The sequence below is a fragment of the Halalkalibacter hemicellulosilyticusJCM 9152 genome, assembly GCF_000513115.1.
GTDB classification, from domain to species: Bacteria; Bacillota; Bacilli; order Bacillales; family Bacillaceae_D; genus Halalkalibacter; species Halalkalibacter hemicellulosilyticus.
In genome coordinates this window covers 117,505-138,781 of the sequence record NZ_BAUU01000011.1, presented here as the reverse complement: position 1 = coordinate 138,781, position 21,277 = coordinate 117,505, and the positions used below count along the sequence as shown (strand labels likewise).

Here is a 21,277-nt window from a genome sequence, read left to right as displayed (position 1 = left end):
AAGGAGTTTTACTTTCAAAATGAAAATAGATGATATCGATAGACAAATACTTGATGAATTAAACAGGAATAGTCGCTTATCAATGAGTGAACTTGGAAGAAGAGTTCATTTATCATCACCGTCTGTTACAGAACGAGTAAGACAAATGGAATCATTCGGTATTATTAAGAGCTATACATTAGAAATTGATTATCACCAATTAAACTTACCCATTCAATGTATCATTGAAGCAACTGTAAAAAACGGAGATTACGCATCCTTTAAAAGATTAATTCAAACATTTCCAAATGTTGAATTTTGCTATCGTATCGCCGGAAATGCTTGCTTTATGCTTAAAATGCACTTTGAAACCTTTTCGCAAGCTGAACAATTTATAGAGGATGTGAACCCATACGCACAAACCGTTACACATTTCATTTTCTCACAAGTACCAACAATAACAAAGGTGAGCTCTACACCGGAGCCTAAATAAATTTCAACAATGCTATATAGAAACGAACGAGAGTGGGACAACAGTCTTTTAATACATGAGAAACCGAACAAATACAAGAGTGGTGCACATTCACCGCTCCTGAATTATCTACATCGTCTAAACGTTCGGATTCTCATCTGAACACGATTGTTCGAGATGTCAGTGACGAACCGTGTTTCATAAACGTGCAGAATAGCCCATTCTATAATCTCTTCCACTAACCACGTATTTATAGAATTTCCGATCCACCTGCAATACTGGAAATGTCTTTGGCAATTCATTCATTTCGATAGGAGTAAATCCATTCTTTTCATAAAATCGATGAGCTGCTAGAAATTGTTCTGTTGTTCCGAGGTACACGATTTCCATTGAACGTTCTTTTGCCCACCTAAGAGCCGTTTGTAGTAATAAGCTCGCCGTTTTAAACGTTGCGCCTCGAAATTCCTTTTGCACAAACATCTTTCTTAAGGCAACATGCTGGTTGCCAATGTCTAACAAACTAATCGTACCAACGACTTCTCTACCATAAAGAGCAACCCAAAAGTTTCCGTTCCCCTTCTGATAATAGTCTTCTATCATAAACAAATCAGGCTGATCTTCCTTCGTAATCGCTATGCCGTATTCCTTTTGTTGAATGTGAAGAATTAACTCAAGCACTTGAGTTTTGTTCTCAGATGAGTATTCTTTCACTACTAGTTCCTTTTCCATTAATCAGACTTCCTAACTGTCATATTCTAGTTGTTTAGCAGTTGAAGTGGATTCTTCTTCCTCCTTCTACACCTAACTATTATCTAATATTGATTCATCTTACCATCGCTTACGTGATTTTAAAACAAACAAAAGTGCAATCCTCTTATACTGAAAGAATTGCACTTGGATAAGCTTTGTACTCTCTCTAATGATTGATCACCTTTATTATTAAGAATTGCGGCTTTTTCATAAGTCGATCATACTTTTCGGGAGCCTGCTCCTTAAATGACGTCGTCGGCTGTGGCTCAATCATTTCCTCAATAGAAAAATAAGTTGAGGTACGATTAACAATTTCACTTAACGGCCTGCGGTAGAACGGGACTTCATATACTTTCCCTTCTTTGTTCCATTGATCAATGATTAATTCAACTAAGAAATAATGAGGGCCTTTTAGTAAATCTATATCTGCAAAAGGGTGGTGAACGGAAAACAAAAACATCCCATTCGGTTTCAGCACTCGCTGAAATTCACTGAACGTTCGCTCCCAATCCTTGATGTAATGCAAAGTCAGTGAGCTTAGAATGAGATCAAATGAATGACGTTCAAATGATAGATCTTCACATAAATCTAACGAATGAACCGAGGCTTTTTCTCCAACTCGTCTTCTCGTAGCATTGACCATTTCAAGGCTTATATCTGTGGCGACAGTCGTTGCCCCTCGATTTATTAATTGCTCAGTATACCAGCCAGCCGCACAGCCTGCATCTAACACCGTCTTACCATTTAAATGATCCGGTAGCAGTCTCATCATCGCAGGTCTTTCATACTCACTATTATATAAACTTTTTTTATCAATATTCTTTTCATATACAGCTGCAAGTTGATCAAACGCTCCTCTTACACGTTCCTTCACCTCATCACCTCTCATCTTCTACACTACATGTGAGACAGTGTACATCAGAAATAAATCTACCAAAAATTTTACTAAATACTGATATGAGACATTTACTTAAAGCTTAAATATCACTAATTTTTAAATCTATTGCTATTCTTTTCTTCTATCATTTTACTTCCTTCAGCAACTCGAGCTCTTTCGACAGGTCCCTCACCTTCCGTTCTGTCTCTTCTAACCTCGATTTACTCACAAACGTATTAGATAATAACTTCTTAAAAATAAAATAAATGACGACCCAAAAGACAGCTAGCAAAGCTGCAAGAAATAGTATTGGAAGTAGTGTCAATATTGCCTCCAAAAGAATCCCTCCTTAGATGATGTCTTCGATTTTAACCAATCCTAATTTTACCATAATCCATAAATAAAGAAGACATAAATTGTATACATTTAAAATTAGAGACTTTTGAATTAGTTCAATATATAGAGAATGGATAAAGAAAAGACATTTAGGGACAACTCTTCTAAATGCCTAGTTTTCTTTCACGATATGTATAAAGTTGCTCTTCTTCTAAAGTCAATCAACATACACTGGCTCTTCTAGATGGTGTAAATGCTTAAACACCCAATGAATTTGTGATTCAGTATTTCTTTCTACTGATAAAGTTGGTAGTTCATTCTCCGTAAAGAAGTCAACCTCACTCGTTTCCATTCCTTTCTTTGCTTGTCCACCAATAATCTCGCATTGAATAAAAATTTTATAGACGTGATAAGGGGATGGAGGGTGAGGGTGGCACTTTTTATCTAGTATTCCAATTAATTTAACAGGTTTTACTTCAAATCCGGATTCCTCTTTCACCTCTTTTACTGCTACTTCACTTGGGGTTAAGCCAATATCACCCCAGCCACCGGGTAAAGCCCATTGACCATCCGCTTTTTCTTTTACCATTAAGAGTTTATTTTCTTGGAAAACAACCGCACGAATATCGACCTTTGGTGTCGCGTAGCCGGTTTCATTCGTAAACAACTCTTTAATCATATCCTGATCGACTTCGGTATATTCAGCCATTATTTCAACACTAAGATTTCTAATCATTTCAAACCGTTCTAAGTCATAAACATCCTTCGAATACGTTAAACCTGCCTGTGCAATTGCTTGAAGTTGCTTCGCCCATTCTAGCCACTTAGGCTCCATATTACATCACCTACCTATTATTATTTTATCTTATGTTACATGTTACCATGTTTATAAGTTCGTTTAGAGCAAAATTAGTTATTTAAGATTGGGAGCGACTTTCTGGGTTTAGCGGCGAATTTGATGATATTATTGCAAATGGGAATATTCAAGGCGTAGCTTATGTTGAAATTAGTGAATCCGATGCTGGTTTCAGTTCCATGGGCTCAGGTGATTGGATTAAAATTGAAGATGACTATGAGGGAGATTTATTAACAGAGTTCAGTGACGGTATGTTTCTTGTTGGTAAAGATATTGAACCTGGTACTTACAGAAGTGATGGTTCAGGTTACTGGGCCCGTTTAAATAGTTTCTCAGGAAATTTAGATAGTATTATCGCAAATGACAATTATGAAGGTTCAGCGATCGTTGAAATTTCCGAAAATGATCTTGGTTTTGAATCCTTCGGTGGAGGAAATTGGACAAAAACCGATTGATTACATGTTATTGAAGTTTCGCTTCGAATAAAAACTAAATAATCTATCAAATCATACTAAACGACCTTAGATTCATTTACTATAGAGCTAAGGTCGTTTAATTTTTTATTCCCAACTACAGAAAGTTCCTTAAACTTTTTAGTTGTCTCACAATTTTATTATTCCATTCATTTAAGGGCTAACCAACAAAATTCTTAATTGCTTGATTCACAAATTCACTTTCTTGTTTTATTCCTAATCAAATAAATAAATAAGCCTACAAACCCCACAATGACACCTAATAGAGTCCCAGTCAAGACACTACTTACAAACCCAAACACTCTTGTTATTAATGAATGTGCGAGTGGAGGGAGATCACTTAAATTCCCACCTAATGTCGGCGCTGTTTCAAAAGCGACTCCCCACAAGATTTGATGTGTTATTCCTAACAAGACTCCATAAAAGACTCCAATGTATACTAATGGCTTAAAAGGGCTGATCCCTTTCCATATCACAAACGCTAACCAAATAAGAGGCGGAATAATAGCCAGTAACGAATTAGCGAAGCTACCCGGCTCAACCAATTGTAAGTCGTGAGCAATTACACGAGGAACTCCAAGTAATGCAAGTAAGAAAATCATGAAAAACGGTAGCGCTAAAATATGTTTAGTTTCGTTCATCCTCATTATAACTCCTTCATTATCAGATGAGTTAAGTTTATCTAACATGATCTTAAGGTAAAATAAGCTAAAGTCGGATGTTAACTCAGTCTGAAGGCTTATATTGTGACAACACTATCCACTTTTAGACGCATCTCCCCAAGCCAAACTGAATTCTCTCAAGCTTTGATAACGTTCTTCTCTATTTTCCTTCACAGCCTTTAGCACCACTTCATACAACTCTTGACTCGCTTCCCATTTCGAAAACGAACGATCCAGCTCTCCACCAATTAAACCAAATGCAATGGCTCCCATATTAAAGACATTCGTTCTTTCATCAATTGGAGCACCTAATTGAAATTCCTCAGGAGACATAAATCGCTTCGACCCCCACAACCGCCCCATTCGATTCGTATAAGGCTTTCTTGCGTAAAAATCAATATCACAAACCTTTAATTCGTTGTCATTAAAATTATACAAAATACTTCCATCATAGAAGTCAATAGCGACGAACCCCTCCTCCTCTACGTAAGTATGAAAAGAAAAAATGTCATTTAACGCCTTCAGCCTTTTATCAATGGAAAGCTGTCGAAAGCGATAATATGGCGAATCAGGATGTGTTTCCTTAAGAGGTGGTGGATAAGACCAGTGTGAATGAAGACATTCCCCATCAAACCAATCAAATAACAATGCATACCCTTGTTCCAATTCAATGCTATCAACATAATGAATGACCTGCTCATGTCGCAAATGTTGATAAGCCTCAACAGACTGCTTCAATCGCTTAATAGCTTCTTCTGGTCGACCAGCAAAATTCATCGTTCTCGCTCCTGCATACTTCACAAACAGCTTCTTGCCATCATTTTTCTTAATACCAAAACTAATATTTCCCGAGTCCTGCTCCGGGAAAACTGCAAACACTTCACCTATTTCCGCTAACCAAAAGAAGGAATGGTCTTCTTTTAGCTTAAATGAAACATGATCCACCTCAATTGTTATAGGTCCACTCATACATTTCCTCCAATTTGAGATACTCTATTATTCTACGGTCACGATATCCAGCCAAACGCCTTCAAAACTTTATAGCGATTCACTAGTAAAATACCTTGCCAATCCCGTTTAGCAACCGGAAAGGCATGTGGATAGCTTCCCCAGCTCCATGAAGGCTCCCACATACCATCCTCTGACAATTGCTCAACATAAAACTGAAGATTTTGTTCAGCTAATTGACCGAAACGGGTACATAACGGGTCATTGGGCGACTTGATAAAATCGAGCGGAAGCGGCTTGTAGCCAGTTCCCCAATTCTCTACATCACGATCGACACAGTGTTCAATCAAAGTCATCACTTTCCCCTTTATAGATGATAAGGAGTGCGATAGCTTAAAATCTACCTCTTGCTGCTTTTTAATCAATTTTATCAACTCATGAAAATTTGACAACTGATGGTGCTCCATCTCATCCTGAACCATCAAATGATCAATCGCCCGAATTGCTACTTTCCAACCAAGCTGTTCTGCTTCGCTTCCTTCCTCAGACCAATGAATCAAGAAACCAGCAAGCTCTGCACTAGGATTATACATCCAATTTCCTTGTACTCCTTCTTTCCAATTCCACCACGGCGCATGCGGATAATCATTGTTCTCTTGTAAAACTGACCTCCAAAATCCTACTTCTTCATCATAAGACCGAACCAAGTAAGTAAGCATTGATTGAACTAAATCATGATTACGCTCCATATCTATGTCTACCATAATCTGCCCTGCTAACCATGTTGCCATTGGGGAAGATATCGGCAACCAAAAGTCTGGCTCAATCCCATGACCAAAGCCACCATCTTCATTTTGAAATGCTCGTAAAAAGTGAATGATAGTTTCTCTGGAACCTCCTTCAAATTCATACTCCCACCGTGCACATTCAAGTGGCCTGGCATATCTCTTCATCCATTTACTAGACTGGTAGAAAACATCTTTTAATCGTTGCATGATGATACCCTCCTATTTATATATCACTATAGTAAAATTTGTAAACATTTGCTATAATCATACTAAACTTTTACATATTTGAAGGAGTACTTATTATGATCACTGAACTCTCCAAACAAGATTACCACAAATGTAAACGATTACTTCACAAAAAAAGCTTGAAAGAATCACTGGCGATTATAAATGGCATGAATCCCGGTCGGATCTTTGTAGACGATGAGTTGACACCAACAACAGCTATCGTATGGCTCGGCAATAACGATGGTTTTATCTTTATTGGCGATGCTAACAACAAGCCATTTTTAAGTGAACTGAATTTCTTCATCGATGACATCATCATTCCTGAAGCGAAGAATGTTCATTTAGATTGCTTTGAAGCAATCAGCGATCACGCTGCTTGGAATCAATCGATCGAAGAAGTACTTGGACATCGTCAATTAGAAAGTTGGAACCAACGCGTATACAAAATTGATCCAAACCTTTTCCAAGGAAAGGTAGCACCTACTTTACCAAATGACTATCACGTCGTCATGCTAAACGAACATGCCTCTCTTGAAGCAGATGATTATGTAACAGCGACGATATTAGAGTTTTGGACATCATTTGATCATTTCTTTGCTAATGGCTTCGGTTATATCGTCACCCATCACAATCAAACTGTTAGCATCTGTCTCTCAACATACGTCGCTGATCATATACACTGTGTATCCATTAAAACAGACGAAGCTTATCGCGAGAAAAAGCTGGCTCAAGCAGTCGCCTATCACTACGTCCAACATAGCCTTAATCATAACCTCATTCCTTATTGGGATTGTATGGAGGAAAACAAGCCTTCCATTGCAATCGTTGAAAAGCTCGGCTTTGAACAAGTGTTGCAATATAAGGGGTACTTTTTTTCTTTTTCATAAATGCTGATTCTCTTTAATCAACATGTGAAGTCATTGCAAGTCAAATCGAAGCTACTGAAAAAGTTGATTTTACTTTTTCAGTAACCTCAAACATACACCTTCCCCAGTACCCTTTCCTAATCCCTAATAGACCAAGCAGCTTAAATGACATATCCTGAAGCACTTCTCTTTATTTTTTCAAATCACTAGAATGATTCTCCACATTAGGTGAAAATCCTTCTCTATTTTTTCAAACAAATTCTTTTCTAAAATACGCCTCAACATAAAAAGCCACTACCAAAGGAGCAGTAATCTCCTCTATTAGCAGCCTATACTTATCCTAACATTATCCCTAATTCCCTTGCTTAACCAAGCTGGCTACCGTGACAGTACGCTTCGCTTGATGCATCACCGCAGCTTCTACGTCCTCAATCATCTTTCCGTCCTGTGTAACCGTTACACTTACCCCATATGGATTCCCACCTGAAGTGAATTGAACCGGGTCAGTATAACCAGGTGCAGCAACAATCGCACCCCAATGATACATCGTCGTATATAAAGCGAGAATCGTTTCCTCTTGACCACCGTGAGCATTAGAAGCCGACGTCATCGCACTAACGACTTTGTTAACCAATTTCCCATTAAACCATAGACCACCAGTTGTATCTAAAAATTGCTTCATTTGCGCTGGCAAGTTACCAAAACGTGTTGGAGCGCTAAAAATAATCGCATCTGCCCATTCTAAATCGCTTAATGTCACCTCTGGCATATCCTTTGTCTGTTCAAGGTGGGCTTTCCATGCCTCATTTGCATTAATTGCTTCCTCAGGAGCAAGTTCAGGTACTTTTAATACCTTCACCTCAGCTCCTGCTTCTTTTCCACCTGCTTCTGCCCATTTAGCAAGCTGGTAATTCGTACCTGTTGAACTGTAATAGATCACTGCTAATTTAATGTTCGACATTCTTTTCGTCTCCTTTTTATCATCATTTCCTACATATTCATTTTCCCAACTTTAAGACATTTTATGAATGTAAAAATCATCTTAAGAGACGAATACGAGAAAGATACGAAGCAGAATGGCGAATCCATCCTATTACCACACTAAAATAACCTCACCAAAACAACGACAACGATCAACAACAAAATAAGAATACCGAACCCCTTCCATCCGAGACTATTCACCAGGTCAACCAAGCCTCCAGCGTTCCCACGATTAGCTGCACCTCCTAAGTTAGCACCCATATTACGCTTTAATTCCTCTTGTCTTAGTCGTTCTCTCAGCCTTTCAGGACTTTCTTTCATATGTGGATCCTCCTCTTTTTGGTATTCTTCCGAAGTCCTATCCTTTATTCCATTTACGATCTTTAAGCTAATATCGTTTCATCTTCTCAGTCGTGATAAAATAAAGTCATCAATCAATGCTATGAAAGGAGGTCAAATAAATGATGCCAAGACAACAAATGAACGCTCCTTTTTTCCTGCGATTAAAAGCATTTATGATTGACTATTTATTTATCCTTGTATACATAGCTACACTTTTCATCATTAGTACGTTTCTATTTCCTAGCATCCAAGAGCTTTATACACATTCACTAGTCTCCGCTCAACTGGCTGGTTTTCTTATGCTAACCGTTCCCGTGTCAGCTTACTTTATCATTTTTGATTCGAACATAGTCGGGCAGTCTATTGGTAAGAAGAAATTCAATATAAAAGTAGTCAATCATCGTGGGAAAGCTATCTCCCTTCCACAGTCAGCTTTACGAATCATTCTGAAGTTTTTACCATGGGAGCTATCTCACTTTCTTGTTTATCGACTAATCTATATAGGTGATGTTGAAATACCTTTTTCATATACAATAATCAGTATTCTCATCTATACACTTATTCTCACGTATCTATTAACGGCCATCTTTACAAATAAGAAACAATCCCTATATGATCTTATTGTAAGAACAGAAGTCATACAAACGAAATCACAGTCAAATCTATAACTCGTTATCATTGACAAAGAAATTACACAGCTTAAATATCAAGGAATGCATACACCATTTTGTCAAAACGATTGAAATATTAGTTAACCACATCGTAATCATAAAAAAATCGTTCGGACTCATCTATCTCCGAACGATTTCCTTTTTACTATCTACTCCAACTTAATTCTTACCCGCTCCATTATCCGATGAATAATGATTAATCCGACTGCAATTAAAACAGCCGTTCCGATTATTGACCATCCTAATGAAAGATTCGGAATGGAAAAAGGTAGATATGTCGTCGATAATACGCTTAATTCTCTTTCCCATAGAATATCAATTAGGGCAATAAAGACAAGTGCAATAGCTATGAAGCCCATACCTCCCCAAGCGCCAAAGCGATAGAAGCCCATTGCAATCATCCACCCAGCAATATTATAGCAAATTAAGATTATACTTAGCACAACTATTGGAAGAAACCAATTTGATTGAGACTCAATAAAAGAGACATCGAAAGCTCCCGAAAACATCTCAAACAATTGAATAATAGCTGATAAAATGGCTGCGATGATCATCAGACTAAAGGCAATACCTACAGAGGCAATGGCCGAACTGATCATATAGTCTTTTCGAGTTATGCCATATTTCACAAAATGACTAAGCATAGCCAAAGGGAAAATAATGCCAATGACAAGCATGAAAACCTTTGAAGGTTCATAATAGAAATTCATCAGTCCTATATTCGTTTCTCGAACCTCTGGAAAGAACAACATACTACCAAGATAAATGAGAAGAACAATTGGCATATACCATAAAGACCATTTCATTTGAATGGAGAAAATATCTTGTGACAACTTAACAATGACTTCATTACTGTTTGTTTTCATAATGCCCCTCCTCTTCTGTTAAATGAATAAATAGCTCCTGAAGAGAAACGGGGCCAACCTCAAGACTAAGCTCTTCAGCTATACGTACTTCCTTTTCAGTTAACTCACCATACACCATTACCGACTTTGTAGCTCCAAGCTGCTTTATACTTAGCTGATTCATCCCATTTACAAACTGATCAACATTGTTCGCCTCACCTGTTATAGATGCCCCTCGACTAATAATCTCGTCATATGGTTCATTTACTAATAAAGCTCCTCGATCAAGAATAAGCACATGATCAAATAAATAATCCATCTCTGAGACGAGATGTGTCGACAAAATCATCATTCGTGGATATCGTGCTTGCTCTTCTAACACTTCTTTATAAAATAACTCTCTCGTTGGTGCATCCATTCCACGGTAGGATTCATCAAAAATCGTAATAGGTGAACGGCTAGCTAACCCAATCGTTACGTTTAAGGCAGACTGCATTCCACTCGAAAGCTTTTTAATCGGTTTATCCAAAGGTAATTTAAATCGAGCAGCCAAATCCGTCGCATACTCTCGATCAAAACTGAATCGGTAACGCTCTGCAAAATCAAAATAGCGCTTAATCGGTTCGTATTCCTCACTATAATCTGTTTCATAGACAAAATTGACATGTGGCATGATCCTTCTATTTTCAAATGGATCTTCTCCACCAATCTCAAGAGTTCCGGATGATCGATCCATGAATGACGCTAGGATCGAAAGCAAAGTAGTCTTTCCCGCACCATTCCTACCAATCAAGCCATAAATTTTACCTTGTTCCAGTGAAAAAGAGACATCCTTAATTGCTTCGAATTCTTTATACTGAAGGGAGAGGTTCGTTGCTTTTACATTAAGATTCATTTACGTTCACGCTCCTTTACTTTACGAATTATTCGATTTATTTCCGCTTCTGTTAAGTCTAATTTTTCGGCTTCTTCTATCAAAGGTAAGACATATTGACTTTCAAACAGCCCCTTACGCTGCTCAACTAACTGCTCCTTCGCTCCCTCTGCAACAAACATACCGACACCTCTTTTCTTGTAAATAATCCCTTCATCCACTAATAAATTGATCCCTTTAGAAATGGTAATGTGATTCACCTTGTAAAAATGAACCATTTGTGTCGTTGATGGAATCTGTTCATGCTCCTGCAATTGTCCCTTAAAAATCTGATCCTCGATCTTTTCTTTAATTTGCAAAAAGATCGGCTTTTTATCGTGAAATTGACTCAACCATCCTCACCACCTTTTCTATTCCACAAACCATTCCATCTATACTTATATAGTTATGTATATAAGTATATGTCGAAAGAGTTAAAAATGTCAATAGACACTTGAACATTTTTTACCCTACACAAAAAGTGATGACTTTGGGAATGTCATCACTCTACATATAACTAATAATACAAATTATGATTTACTAGCATCGGTGAACTAGGTTATGAATCTCTTTTATAAATTTCCACAAAAATACAAAATATCCTTCCCACAAAAGCATCTTCCTATGGTAAAGTTAAACAGGAAATATTCTTTTAAGATAGGTGGAAAATGTATGGTGAAATTAATTCTTCGCGGAATGGCTGTCGGCATGACCGAAACTGTACCTGGTATTAGTGGTAGTACCGTTGCGATGATTGTCGGTATATATGAACGATTGATTTATTCATTAAGCATCCTTACAACAAATAAAAGAAAAGAAGCTATACCATTCCTTTTAACCTTTGGTGTTGGAATGGTATTAGGGTTTGGTTGCTCGATATTTATCATTAAGTTTTTATTAGAAACGTATCGCACACCTACTTTCCTTTTTTTCGTCGGTATCATCGTCGGATTTTTACCGTACCTTTGGCATGATACAATTAAACACGCTCAATCAAAATTACGAGTAAAACATTATGTCATCATGCTTTTCTTTTTTGGGGTTGTAGTAGGCTCACAAGTGTTAGGTAGCTTTCATTTCATTGATTGGAATCACTTAACCTTTTTCGATTATGTATTCTTTATAATCGCCGGATTCATTGCTAGTACAGCTCTCGTCCTTCCTGGGATTAGTGGTGCGTTAATCTTGACCATTTTAGGCTTATATGAAGCAATGACTGCCTCTCTCGTCGCATTAAATTGGCCGATTCTTTTTGCGGTTGGTTCAGGAATTCTTCTAGGAGTATTGTTAACTAGTAAGCTCATTCGCTACTTGTTAAAGCATTATACGTCTGAAACATATTCAGCTATGGTAGGGCTCGTAAGTGGATCGATATTTGCTATATTGAACGAGCTAGATGGAGTAATAAATAATCAAGTCATCATCGCTTCGCTGATTACCTTTGTCGGGGGAATTGTACTTATTTTCCTCTTACAGCAAACTCAAAAAAAATTGTAATACTTAAGGGACTCTCACGATCAATTTGTGGCAGTCCCTTTAAAATAACCAAAATAACTGTCATTATAGCCCCTTCATCACTTCAGCCACATCGGCTAAATCATGAACAACCGCATCGGCTTGAACATCCTCCCATTGATCATCCTTTTTCCAAATAGCTTTCATCCCTACTTGCTGAGCTGCCTTCACATCATTAAGTGGATGGTCGCCAACAAATATACATTCACTCGCTTGTACACCAAGCCGTTTAATCGCTTTCTTAAATAATCTAGGATCAGGCTTCTTCATTCCCTCCCATTCCGATACGAAGATCACTTCAAAAAAAGCTTCAATTCCTAAAGCACGAATATTAGCCATTTGAAAGGAGCCATAACCATTCGTAATCATTCCTACTATAATGTTGTTACGTTTTAATTCATCTAACATTGCCCGTACGTTTGCAAATGGAACGCAATAATGCTTAAATTCACTTACATAATCTTGCAAAAGTTCCTCTGCTGACAGACTATTAATCGAATATTCTTCGACTAATTGCTTATACACTCGATCCTTCCATACGTACCCACGTTGATCTAGCTCAATGAATCTATTAATATACTGATCTTTTGGAATATGTCCAACATGCTTCACTAGCCTTTCGTATTGGTGTTGAATGAATCGAGTTACCGATTCATCTCGATTTAATAACGTCCCATCTAAATCAAACAAAGCCGCCTTGATCAATCTAACCACCTCCACCATACTTGTAGCATGTTACTAATCCACCTGTTCATTTCTCCTCCATTTTATCATAAAAATGGAAACCTATTTATAAATGCATATAGTAGTTCTGAGAATTTTAGATACAAATTGTTGAGACCATACAAAAATTAAAAAGCATAGAGGCATATTCTCTACACTTTTTCATAATACAAATGCGATAACGTCTTTTCGTAAAAGTGTGGTGCGTAGCCGTTACAACACCACCTGCGAATTCGACTACATCTCCTCGATTGTTCCCTAACTTACTTTTGCAACATTTACAAATTTTGATTTCAAAATTAAATGATCCATATCACCTTGCAAAGGGTACATTCAACAATTCAGGCACAGTCACAAATTCATACCCTTGTTCTTGTAATGTCGGGATAATTTGTCGCAATGATTCGATCGTATTTGTTCGATCACCGTCCCAATCTGCTCCATCATGCAATAATATAATCGCCCCTGGTCCAACATTGTCAATAACATTTGCTGCAATCACCTCTGGTGGATCCTCTTGCCAATCCAACGAATCAACCGACCAACCAATGACGAGATATTGCATTTCTGCAAGCTTTTCAACTAATTCTCCATACAGAAATCCATACGGTGGACGGAATAAGCTTGTCCGATAGCCAACGATCTCATTAAGTGCATCCTCCGTTCTCGTCACCTCACGTTCCAACGTTGGAATATCTCCCTCTTTCACGAGATTAGGGTGAAAATAAGTATGATTGGCGAGTATATGACCTTCATTATTCATCCTCTCAACAATTTCTGGATATGCAACAGCACGAGATCCTAAAACAAAGAACGTAGCCGGCACATTATATTCACTCAGAACATTCAGTACATCCTCCGAGAAGCGAGGGTCTGGTCCATCATCAAATGTTAGTGCGATTCGATTTGAGTCGGCCGGACCTTGTTGAATAAATATATCTGGATACTGTTGCTGCAATACGTTCATATCTACGGGTTGCTGACGACTTCGCTCAGGGTTTTCTGGTCCTCCTCGTAAATCAGGGAAATCCTCTTTTTCACGATCCTTTTTCCACCAAAACTGCTGATCCACATCCTCATTGGCAAACACACCACCAGACATTAACAGTCCGAAAACGAACATGGTGATTACAACAAACCATCCACTTTTTTTCATCTCTTCATCTCCTAAATATTAGTCATGATTATTATGGATAAAAAGTGTTTCGTTATGCATAGATGAATTGCCTCTTACATGTTACGATAAAAGAAAAGGCAAACGGGTGATCTTATGTTTCTAAAGAGAGTTCAGCTCCAGCGCGAAAAAATCGATTCTTTTAGACAATATCCTTTTTCCATACCTACTATAAAAAACTTCAATTTACTCGAAATTACGAACAACGTGACCTTCTTCGTTGGAGAGAATGGTTCAGGAAAATCAACTTTACTAGAAGCAATTGCCGATAAGTGTGAATTTAATACAGCAGGTGGTGGGAGGAATCATACATACGATTTGCACGCTTCTCAATCAGCTCTCGGACCGTACGTTAGGCTTTCATGGATGCCAAAAGCAACAAAGGGGTTCTTTCTTCGAGCCGAATCGTTTTACCAATTCGCTTCACACATTGATGACATTGGCGCTACCGACTCATATGGTGGGCTCTCATTGCATGAGCAATCTCATGGAGAATCGTTTTTTTCCCTTTTCACAAATCGTTTTAATGGGAATGCACTCTATTTATTAGATGAGCCAGAGGCAGCACTGTCGCCACAGCGCCAGCTTTCCTTTTTACGAATGATTCATGACCTTGTCACAACAGGGAATAGTCAGTTTATCATCGCTACACATTCACCTATTCTGCTAGGCTATCCAAATGCGACAATTTTAAGTTTCGACAACCGTACGATCCAAGAAGTAGAATACGAACAAACTAATCATTATCAAGTGACGAGCTACTTTTTACAAAATCGAGAACGTATGTTAAAGGAATTATTTGAGGATTGATATTAAGCGACATCTGTAGAACATATCCTACTAATGGATTTATTTTCATGATGACCAGCATTCTTACTATCAAAGCTCCACACGTAGCGCGCGAACAATGGGTGGAGCTGATAGCAAAGTCGTATCACTTGTCTCGATCTTGATTCGATCTCCAATATCCATGTTATCTCTTAGCTCCGTTAATGAAATAGTTCTTCCACCTAAAATTACTTTCGTATCATGGTCGATAATGATCGAAACCTGATCAAATTTCGAAAACCAGCTTGCCCTGATCTCAAGACCTTGAACCTCCTCTTCTTCTATATGTATATAAGTTACTTTTCCGACTAAGTTATCATTTGTGACAATCCATTGATATACGATATACCATCCAAAAATGAACATACACACTGCAATCATGACACGAAATCGCTTCTTATTCATATGACCTCTAATCCTTCCTTCTCATATTCAACATCATTACTTTTCTCTACTCTTACAGAAATTCCTTTTTATTTTTATTTTTAGTACCAGATACTAATATCTAGTGCTATAATTAAGCTTAATCAACAAATAATGAGGTGACATGAATGCAATCTAAAGCGCAAATAACCGCAATCGGCTCATATGTTCCAGCAAAAAGATTAACGAATGCTGACTTAGAGAAGCTAGTCGAAACAAATGATGAATGGATTGTCAAACGAACCGGAATAAAGGAAAGGCGAATCGCCAATGACGATGAATTTACTAGTGACATTTGTGTGAAAGCTGTTGAGAATTTAATCAAAAAATATAATAAAGTGATCGATGATGTTGATATGATCATTGTCTGTACACTAACGCCTGACTTCAAAACACCTAGTGTGGCCTCACTCGTACAAGCGAAACTAGGCATACCACATACTGGTGCCATCGACTTAAACGCTGCTTGTGCAGGCTTCACCTATGGCCTGCATATCGCAAATGGTTTAATTACAGCAGGCTTAAACAAAAAGGTACTTGTAATTGGGGCAGAAACGTTATCTAAAATCGTTGACTATACTGATCGAACGACTTGTATATTATTTGGGGACGGGGGCGGGGCCGTACTAGTCGAACATCATGAACAAGCAGCTAGCTTCCTTTCCTCTCATTTAGGATCTGTAGGGGAGATGGGAAAGCATTTATATGCGACGAATCTTTCTACAAAAATGTCAGATGAAGCTTTATCCTCATCGGGGGAAATTGTACAAAATGGTCGAGAAGTGTACAAATGGGCTGTCAATACTGTACCGAAAGAAATGAGAGACTTACTCAATCAAACTTCCTATACTCTTAATGATGTTGATTGGTTTATTCCACATAGCGCTAATTTGCGTATGATTGAATCCATTTGTGAGAAAAGTCCGTTCCCTATCGAAAAGACTTTGCACAGCCTCATTTACTACGGAAACACATCAGCTGCGACGATTCCATTGGCTTTAGATAAGGGTGTCGATGATGGAAAAATAAAAAAAGGGGATACGATGCTACTCTTTGGGTTCGGTGGAGGCTTAGCTTATTCTGGCATTCTTTTGAAATGGAGCATATAAACACTTGACTTTTCCAACTCTCCTGTAATGACAGAACAACCACTATGTAAGTAGAAATTACTCTCAAAAAATCCATTTTCGATGTAATTATGCTACACTAAATAGAAACTAGTAAAAGTCCATTTTAGTCATAAGGAGTTGAACACGATGAATCGTTCAACAGAATTTACAGTCCCTAATAGCTTAAGCTCAGATTGCAACAACTGTTTTGGATTATGCTGCGTTGCTTTACCTTATGCGGAGTCAGCAGATTTCCCTTTTTATAAAGATAGTGGAGAACCGTGTCGTCATTTACTTACCGATTATCGCTGTCGTATACATGACCAGTTAAGAGAGGAAGGCTTTCGTGGCTGCTCGGTCTACGAATGCTTCGGTGCTGGTCAAAAAGTATCACAGCAAACATATCATGGAAGCGATTGGAAGACACACGGTCATATAGCTAACGAAATGTTTGAAGTCTTTCCGATTATGCAGCAGCTGCATGAAATGCTACGGTACTTACATGAAGCCTTTAGCCTGAACGTAGCTAAACCATTCCATCATGATATTAAGCTAGTCATTCACGAAATAAATCAGCTAACAAACCTCTCTCCAACTAATATTCTAGCACTTGATATTTCTAAACATAGAGCAACTGTGAATGATCTACTTTTGCAAACAAGTGAACGATTCCGTGCCAAATTAAAACGTAAGAACACTCATCCTACTCTCAAGAAAGGCCCTGACCTAATAGGTGCTAAATTACGTGGAGCTAATTTAAGCGGTTTTAATTTTAGAGGTTCTTTGTTAATTGCTGCAGATTTGCGTAAAGCAGACTTACGCATGGCAGACATGATCGGTGCTGATTTAAGAGATGCCAATATCTGTGGGGCTGATTTAAGAGACTGTCTCTTCTTAACACAGGCGCAAGTGCAATCAGCAAATGGTGATAAATATACTAAGCTGCCACCAACCGTCACAACTCCAGAGCATTGGTTAATGAACGGTTAACTACCTCTTTTAGAAGGATGGGCACTGAAAAGGTTATAAACCAACCTTTTCAGTGGCTTCTTACAAGAAAAGAGGTGTCCATGCTTTTTTCGATTAAATCGATCGTTCATTTTCTCACCGTCGATTTACTCCCGAAACAGCTTTTACAGCGAAATGATATCTCCTTCTCAATCAATTGCATTTGTTAACTATCATCCATCTAAGATTAGTTAACCTCTCTTCTTTCAGCAATCCTTTCCTTCTCTAAATCAATTGATAATAAATACTGGATGAGCGCATCCTGTTCTTCAGCTGTAAATCCACTTTCTTCGTCGACATAGTAATGATGACCAGCACCTGTCGAATGAGAATGTTGTAGAGATTGAGATAATTCATTAGCCTCAATAACTTTCCTTCTAAGGTTTCGATCAATCATTGCTAACAAGCTATTATAAGCATCTGGTTCAATTCCTTTTTCATGTGTACCACTCAGACCTAGCTCTGAGTCTTTATTAGAGCCAACAGCAATCCCTCCCTCATGTAAATAAGGTGCAGAGAATTGTAATCCGACTAAGCCTTTTACTTTATACCCACCTTCATTCCCATTTGCTAACATAAGCTGTACTTGATCATTCTCAAGGTGATCAGTAGGGACTTTAAGCATTTCAGTACCTTCTGGAATAGGGATTGGAGTGTCTAACGGATAGAACCACGCCTCTTCTAGCAATTTAACTGTATCTTTGAATGCCTTCGCCCTAGATGGTTCTGCTTTTACTTGTTCATTCGGTATGATGCGATGGTTCGTTCTCCCTTCACCAGCGTGACAGCTTACACATCCAGCACGATTAAATACATCACGTCCACTTGCTTCTATCACAGTATATTGATCTGTTTCAGATGGTGGCTTAAGTGCATTTTGATAAGCAGATAGAGCATTTAATTCCTCTAATACAGTATAACCCTCTGACCCAATAATTGTTCCATTCGGAGTAAAGAGAGACAGTTTCGGGTATGTTGGTGGACGGACCATATCATTAAATCCCCATACCGTTTCATTATGATCAATCCTTGCCAATAGCTCACTTGGTTTTTCTGCTGAGTCAGAAGCATATCGATAATTCTTATTAGGGGCATTTTGAAGAAGAATTCCAATATAACGTTCTTTATCAATGTTAAATAACGCATTACTTTGATCTACTTGAGCAAGTGAATCAGAGTTTTGTGCGTGAACATTATTATTTAACGAGGTTAACCCTTTAAATGGTCCCACTGCAGCAAATCCATTCCATCCGTATGGATGATCATCCAATGTGAAGGAATCTGGTATTTGTGTCGGATTGTTTTCTAGATCAATCGTTGAATCAAAATTTCCCTTTGGCCAATTAAGCAAAGCACGGTCAACTGCATCCTCCATTTTTTGAATATCTGGTAAAGCAACGTAGGACTCCGTATTAGACTCCTTTTCCTTCATCCATTCTTGCTCTACAATAAAATTCTTAATTTTCTCCTCGTCGATATCTGTATTTGTAAAATAGGCAGCTGAATTAGAAGCAAGTGCTAACATTAATCCAGCATTGAAATTAGCATTTGGTGCTCCTTCAATGACTTTTCCTGTGTGGCGATCAACTGTTGCATGGCAAGCTGCACAGGATATTCCTGCTTTTAAACGTCCTTCACGGAAGGAGATTGGCATACCGAGTGGAGCCCATGCACCTTTTGGTACATCTAAGCCCGTTTCAATGACATCTCCTTTTTTAAACGTTCGACCACCAATCGTCGCATCTTCTGCTAATTCAACCTTTAAATTGTCTGTCCCTTCTTTTCTCGCTGCAAGAACTGCTTTTGATATATTCCATACTGATAAAGGACCATCTAGTATCCCTAATACATCTGTAATATACTCCTCATTATTAAATGTCTCTTCATAGAATAAGTCTCTTCCTAATCCTATTAAATCATCATTGACTTCTACTACACCATTATGTAAAGAACGTTGCTCTTCATTCCATTCTTCTACATCATTCAATGAAAGTGACTTGCCCCATACATCATAACCGTAAATATCATTCATATCATGTTCAAGAGGGTGATTTAAGGAATGCTCCCCTTTGGGATTTACTGCATAGCTTGGTTCCATGTAAGTAATACTTGCAAGAATAATGACGACACCAATGAATAAGCAAATTCCTACGACTATAATACGCTTCATACTCGTACTCCTTTATAGAGAGGTTATACGATTATTGTTCATTTACGCGCTTTACTTATTCATCAAAAGAACTTGTAAGAATTACCTACATCCTGAAAGTCGAAAGTCGATTTGATTGATATTTTACTTTTATCAATTGAACTTGTTTAATACTCCAAAAAAGTGTCTCGAAGTATACATTCCTTTAGAGACACTCTTTTGGAGTTAATTTAGCTTTTTATTTTTTCTAAAATCAAACTAATGCTTATTCTCCGCCATTCTCCTCCCACTTCTTAATATCTTCTCGGACTAGCGGTGCAACTTCTTTTCCTAATAGCTCAATCGCTCTCATCACTTTTTCATGTGGCATCGATCCGACTGGAACATGTAACATAAAACGAGTGATGCCAACCTCTTTACGCAAATGAATAATCTTTTTCGCAACGGTTTGTACATCACCAACGTATAAAGCTCCTTCAAAGCTTCTTGCTGCATCAAACGTTTCTCTCGTATATGGGGGCCAGCCTCGTTCACGTCCTAGTTGACTCATGACAAACTTTGTCGATGGATAAAAAGCATCTGCTGCAGCGTCAGTCGTCTCAGCAATAAAGCCATGTGAATGCGATGCAACTGGCAGCTTTGACACATCATGACCTGCGTGCTCGGCTGCTCGTTTATATAAACGGACAAGTGGTTCAAACTGTAGCGGGCTGCCACCTATGATTGCTAATACGAGAGGCAACCCGAGAACTCCAGCGCGTACAACCGATTCTGAGTTCCCTCCACTTCCGATCCAAACAGGAAGCGGTTCTTGTACGGGTCTAGGGTAAACACCTAATTCCTGAATAGCTGGGCGATGTTTCCCACTCCATGTTACTTTTTCAGATTCACGAATCTTTAACAAGAGCTCCAACTTTTCTTCAAACAATTCATTATAATCATTCAAGTCGTAACCAAATAATGGAAAAGATTCAATAAAAGAACCTCTACCTGCCATAATCTCAGCTCGCCCATTCGAGATCGCATCAACGGTCGCAAAATCTTGAAACACCCGAACAGGGTCTGCAGAAGAAAGTACAGTTACCGCACTTGTTAAACGAATCCTCTCTGTCTGAGCGGCGGCTGCTGCTAAAACAACCGCAGGCGAGGACGCAGCAAAATCATGACGATGATGCTCACCTACACCAAATACATCCAGTCCAACTTGGTCCGCTAACACTATTTCCTCCACAACTTCTCTAATCCGCTCAGCATGACTCGGCGCTTCCCCTCCTTTTAATGTTGGTGTCGTCTCGACAAATGTACTAATTCCTATTTCCATCTATATCCCTCCAATAATTATTTCTATATCAAATTAATAG

At 38.3% G+C, this 21,277-nt stretch carries 25 protein-coding genes and 1 pseudogene; 9 read left to right on the top strand and 17 right to left on the bottom strand.

Going from position 1 to position 21,277, the window contains the following annotated elements; genetic code table 11:
- Nucleotides 1–19 precede the first annotated feature (19 nt).
- Complete coding sequence (locus tag JCM9152_RS08620; RefSeq protein ID WP_035343191.1) at nt 20–472, top strand: Lrp/AsnC family transcriptional regulator; 453 nt, start codon at nt 20–22, stop codon at nt 470–472.
- A 177-nt stretch (nt 473–649) separates the two neighbouring features.
- On the opposite strand, the gene JCM9152_RS08615 is transcribed toward JCM9152_RS08620, so the two are convergent.
- The 4 genes from JCM9152_RS08615 to JCM9152_RS08600 all read right to left on the bottom strand — a co-directional run bounded on the left by JCM9152_RS08615 (nt 650) and on the right by JCM9152_RS08600 (nt 3,249).
- Complete coding sequence (locus JCM9152_RS08615) at nt 650–1,180, bottom strand: GNAT family N-acetyltransferase (RefSeq protein ID WP_052015781.1); 531 nt, start codon at nt 1,178–1,180, stop codon at nt 650–652.
- Nucleotides 1,181–1,367: 187 nt separating this feature from the next.
- The gene (locus tag JCM9152_RS08610; RefSeq protein WP_035343258.1) at nt 1,368–2,075 is read right to left on the bottom strand and encodes a class I SAM-dependent methyltransferase; all 708 of its coding nucleotides are present in this window, start codon (nt 2,073–2,075) and stop codon (nt 1,368–1,370) included.
- Nucleotides 2,076–2,223: 148 nt separating this feature from the next.
- Nucleotides 2,224–2,415, bottom strand: a complete 192-nt coding sequence (locus JCM9152_RS08605; RefSeq protein WP_035343189.1) for a hypothetical protein — start codon at nt 2,413–2,415, stop codon at nt 2,224–2,226.
- 216 nt (nt 2,416–2,631) lie between these two features.
- Nucleotides 2,632–3,249 (bottom strand): NUDIX hydrolase, encoded by a 618-nt coding sequence (locus JCM9152_RS08600; RefSeq protein ID WP_035343187.1) that lies wholly within the window; start codon nt 3,247–3,249, stop codon nt 2,632–2,634.
- Between the two features lie 101 nt (nt 3,250–3,350).
- Between JCM9152_RS08600 and JCM9152_RS24345 the strand changes: the two are divergent.
- Both JCM9152_RS24345 and JCM9152_RS08595 read left to right on the top strand, forming a co-directional pair.
- Nucleotides 3,351–3,461: pseudogene (locus JCM9152_RS24345) on the top strand (Rv1352/Rv1906c domain-containing protein); the annotation flags it as partial.
- Nucleotides 3,450–3,725 (top strand): Rv1352/Rv1906c domain-containing protein, encoded by a 276-nt coding sequence (locus JCM9152_RS08595; protein WP_052015779.1) that lies wholly within the window; start codon nt 3,450–3,452, stop codon nt 3,723–3,725. The pseudogene JCM9152_RS24345 and the gene JCM9152_RS08595, both read left to right, overlap by 12 nt.
- Before the next feature lie 215 nt (nt 3,726–3,940).
- Here JCM9152_RS08595 and JCM9152_RS08590 read toward each other — a convergent pair whose 3' ends face one another.
- The 3 genes from JCM9152_RS08590 to JCM9152_RS08580 form a co-directional block, all read right to left on the bottom strand.
- A complete protein-coding gene (locus JCM9152_RS08590; protein ID WP_035343185.1) occupies nt 3,941–4,384 on the bottom strand; it encodes a hypothetical protein in 444 nt (147 codons plus the stop codon).
- A gap of 114 nt (nt 4,385–4,498) precedes the next feature.
- A complete protein-coding gene (locus tag JCM9152_RS08585) occupies nt 4,499–5,374 on the bottom strand; it encodes a protein kinase domain-containing protein (protein ID WP_035343183.1) in 876 nt (291 codons plus the stop codon).
- Between the two features lie 38 nt (nt 5,375–5,412).
- Nucleotides 5,413–6,348, bottom strand: a complete 936-nt coding sequence (locus tag JCM9152_RS08580) for a hypothetical protein (RefSeq protein ID WP_035343181.1) — start codon at nt 6,346–6,348, stop codon at nt 5,413–5,415.
- 95 nt (nt 6,349–6,443) lie between these two features.
- Here JCM9152_RS08580 and JCM9152_RS08575 point away from each other — a divergent pair, with 95 nt between their 5' ends.
- Complete coding sequence (locus JCM9152_RS08575; protein WP_035343179.1) at nt 6,444–7,256, top strand: GNAT family N-acetyltransferase; 813 nt, start codon at nt 6,444–6,446, stop codon at nt 7,254–7,256.
- Between the two features lie 331 nt (nt 7,257–7,587).
- Here the strand turns inward: JCM9152_RS08575 and wrbA are convergent, their stop codons facing one another.
- Together wrbA and JCM9152_RS08565 are read right to left on the bottom strand one after the other, a co-directional pair.
- On the bottom strand, nt 7,588–8,196 hold the full coding sequence (wrbA, locus tag JCM9152_RS08570) for an NAD(P)H:quinone oxidoreductase (RefSeq protein WP_035343177.1): 609 nt from the start codon (nt 8,194–8,196) through the stop codon (nt 7,588–7,590).
- A gap of 140 nt (nt 8,197–8,336) precedes the next feature.
- A complete protein-coding gene (locus tag JCM9152_RS08565) occupies nt 8,337–8,537 on the bottom strand; it encodes a DUF6366 family protein (RefSeq protein WP_035343175.1) in 201 nt (66 codons plus the stop codon).
- Nucleotides 8,538–8,677: 140 nt separating this feature from the next.
- Here JCM9152_RS08565 and JCM9152_RS08560 point away from each other — a divergent pair, with 140 nt between their 5' ends.
- Entirely contained in the window at nt 8,678–9,226 is a 549-nt protein-coding gene (locus tag JCM9152_RS08560) for an RDD family protein (protein ID WP_235715664.1), read from the top strand.
- Between the two features lie 152 nt (nt 9,227–9,378).
- On the opposite strand, the gene JCM9152_RS08555 is transcribed toward JCM9152_RS08560, so the two are convergent.
- Genes JCM9152_RS08555 through JCM9152_RS08545 form a run of 3 tightly spaced genes read right to left on the bottom strand, consistent with a single transcriptional unit; the run spans nt 9,379 to nt 11,340 of the window.
- Nucleotides 9,379–10,095 carry a hypothetical protein gene (locus JCM9152_RS08555; protein WP_035343173.1) on the bottom strand — a complete coding sequence of 239 codons (717 nt, stop codon included), beginning with the start codon at nt 10,093–10,095 and terminating at the stop codon, nt 9,379–9,381.
- On the bottom strand, nt 10,079–10,969 hold the full coding sequence (locus tag JCM9152_RS08550) for an ATP-binding cassette domain-containing protein (protein WP_035343171.1): 891 nt from the start codon (nt 10,967–10,969) through the stop codon (nt 10,079–10,081). Before JCM9152_RS08550 ends, JCM9152_RS08555 begins: the two co-directional genes overlap by 17 nt.
- Nucleotides 10,966–11,340 carry a GntR family transcriptional regulator gene (locus JCM9152_RS08545; RefSeq protein WP_035343169.1) on the bottom strand — a complete coding sequence of 125 codons (375 nt, stop codon included), beginning with the start codon at nt 11,338–11,340 and terminating at the stop codon, nt 10,966–10,968. The genes JCM9152_RS08550 and JCM9152_RS08545 overlap by 4 nt, the downstream gene beginning before the upstream one ends.
- A gap of 319 nt (nt 11,341–11,659) precedes the next feature.
- Between JCM9152_RS08545 and JCM9152_RS08540 the strand changes: the two genes are divergently transcribed.
- Nucleotides 11,660–12,484, top strand: coding sequence for a DUF368 domain-containing protein (locus JCM9152_RS08540; protein WP_052015778.1), 825 nt, complete (start codon nt 11,660–11,662; stop codon nt 12,482–12,484).
- Nucleotides 12,485–12,547: 63 nt separating this feature from the next.
- Here the strand turns inward: JCM9152_RS08540 and JCM9152_RS08535 are convergent, their stop codons facing one another.
- Nucleotides 12,548–13,207: an HAD family hydrolase gene (locus tag JCM9152_RS08535; protein WP_035343166.1), complete on the bottom strand. Its 660-nt coding sequence runs from the start codon at nt 13,205–13,207 to the stop codon at nt 12,548–12,550.
- A 331-nt stretch (nt 13,208–13,538) separates the two neighbouring features.
- On the bottom strand, nt 13,539–14,381 hold the full coding sequence (locus tag JCM9152_RS08530) for a polysaccharide deacetylase family protein (RefSeq protein ID WP_035343163.1): 843 nt from the start codon (nt 14,379–14,381) through the stop codon (nt 13,539–13,541).
- Nucleotides 14,382–14,495: 114 nt separating this feature from the next.
- Between JCM9152_RS08530 and JCM9152_RS08525 the strand changes: the two genes are divergently transcribed.
- Nucleotides 14,496–15,209, top strand: coding sequence for an AAA family ATPase (locus JCM9152_RS08525; protein WP_035343159.1), 714 nt, complete (start codon nt 14,496–14,498; stop codon nt 15,207–15,209).
- A gap of 69 nt (nt 15,210–15,278) precedes the next feature.
- Here JCM9152_RS08525 and JCM9152_RS08520 read toward each other — a convergent pair whose 3' ends face one another.
- Nucleotides 15,279–15,632, bottom strand: coding sequence for a hypothetical protein (locus JCM9152_RS08520; protein WP_035343156.1), 354 nt, complete (start codon nt 15,630–15,632; stop codon nt 15,279–15,281).
- Nucleotides 15,633–15,778: 146 nt separating this feature from the next.
- Between JCM9152_RS08520 and JCM9152_RS08515 the strand changes: the two genes are divergently transcribed.
- Nucleotides 15,779–16,759, top strand: a complete 981-nt coding sequence (locus JCM9152_RS08515) for a ketoacyl-ACP synthase III (RefSeq protein ID WP_035343153.1) — start codon at nt 15,779–15,781, stop codon at nt 16,757–16,759.
- 147 nt (nt 16,760–16,906) lie between these two features.
- A complete protein-coding gene (locus JCM9152_RS08510) occupies nt 16,907–17,749 on the top strand; it encodes a pentapeptide repeat-containing protein (RefSeq protein WP_035343150.1) in 843 nt (280 codons plus the stop codon).
- Between the two features lie 205 nt (nt 17,750–17,954).
- On the opposite strand, the gene JCM9152_RS08505 is transcribed toward JCM9152_RS08510, so the two are convergent.
- On the bottom strand, nt 17,955–19,937 hold the full coding sequence (locus JCM9152_RS08505) for an electron transport protein (protein WP_052015776.1): 1,983 nt from the start codon (nt 19,935–19,937) through the stop codon (nt 17,955–17,957).
- A 244-nt stretch (nt 19,938–20,181) separates the two neighbouring features.
- The gene (locus tag JCM9152_RS08500) at nt 20,182–21,237 is read right to left on the bottom strand and encodes an LLM class flavin-dependent oxidoreductase (protein ID WP_035343147.1); all 1,056 of its coding nucleotides are present in this window, start codon (nt 21,235–21,237) and stop codon (nt 20,182–20,184) included.
- Between the last annotated feature and the right edge of the window lie 40 nt (nt 21,238–21,277).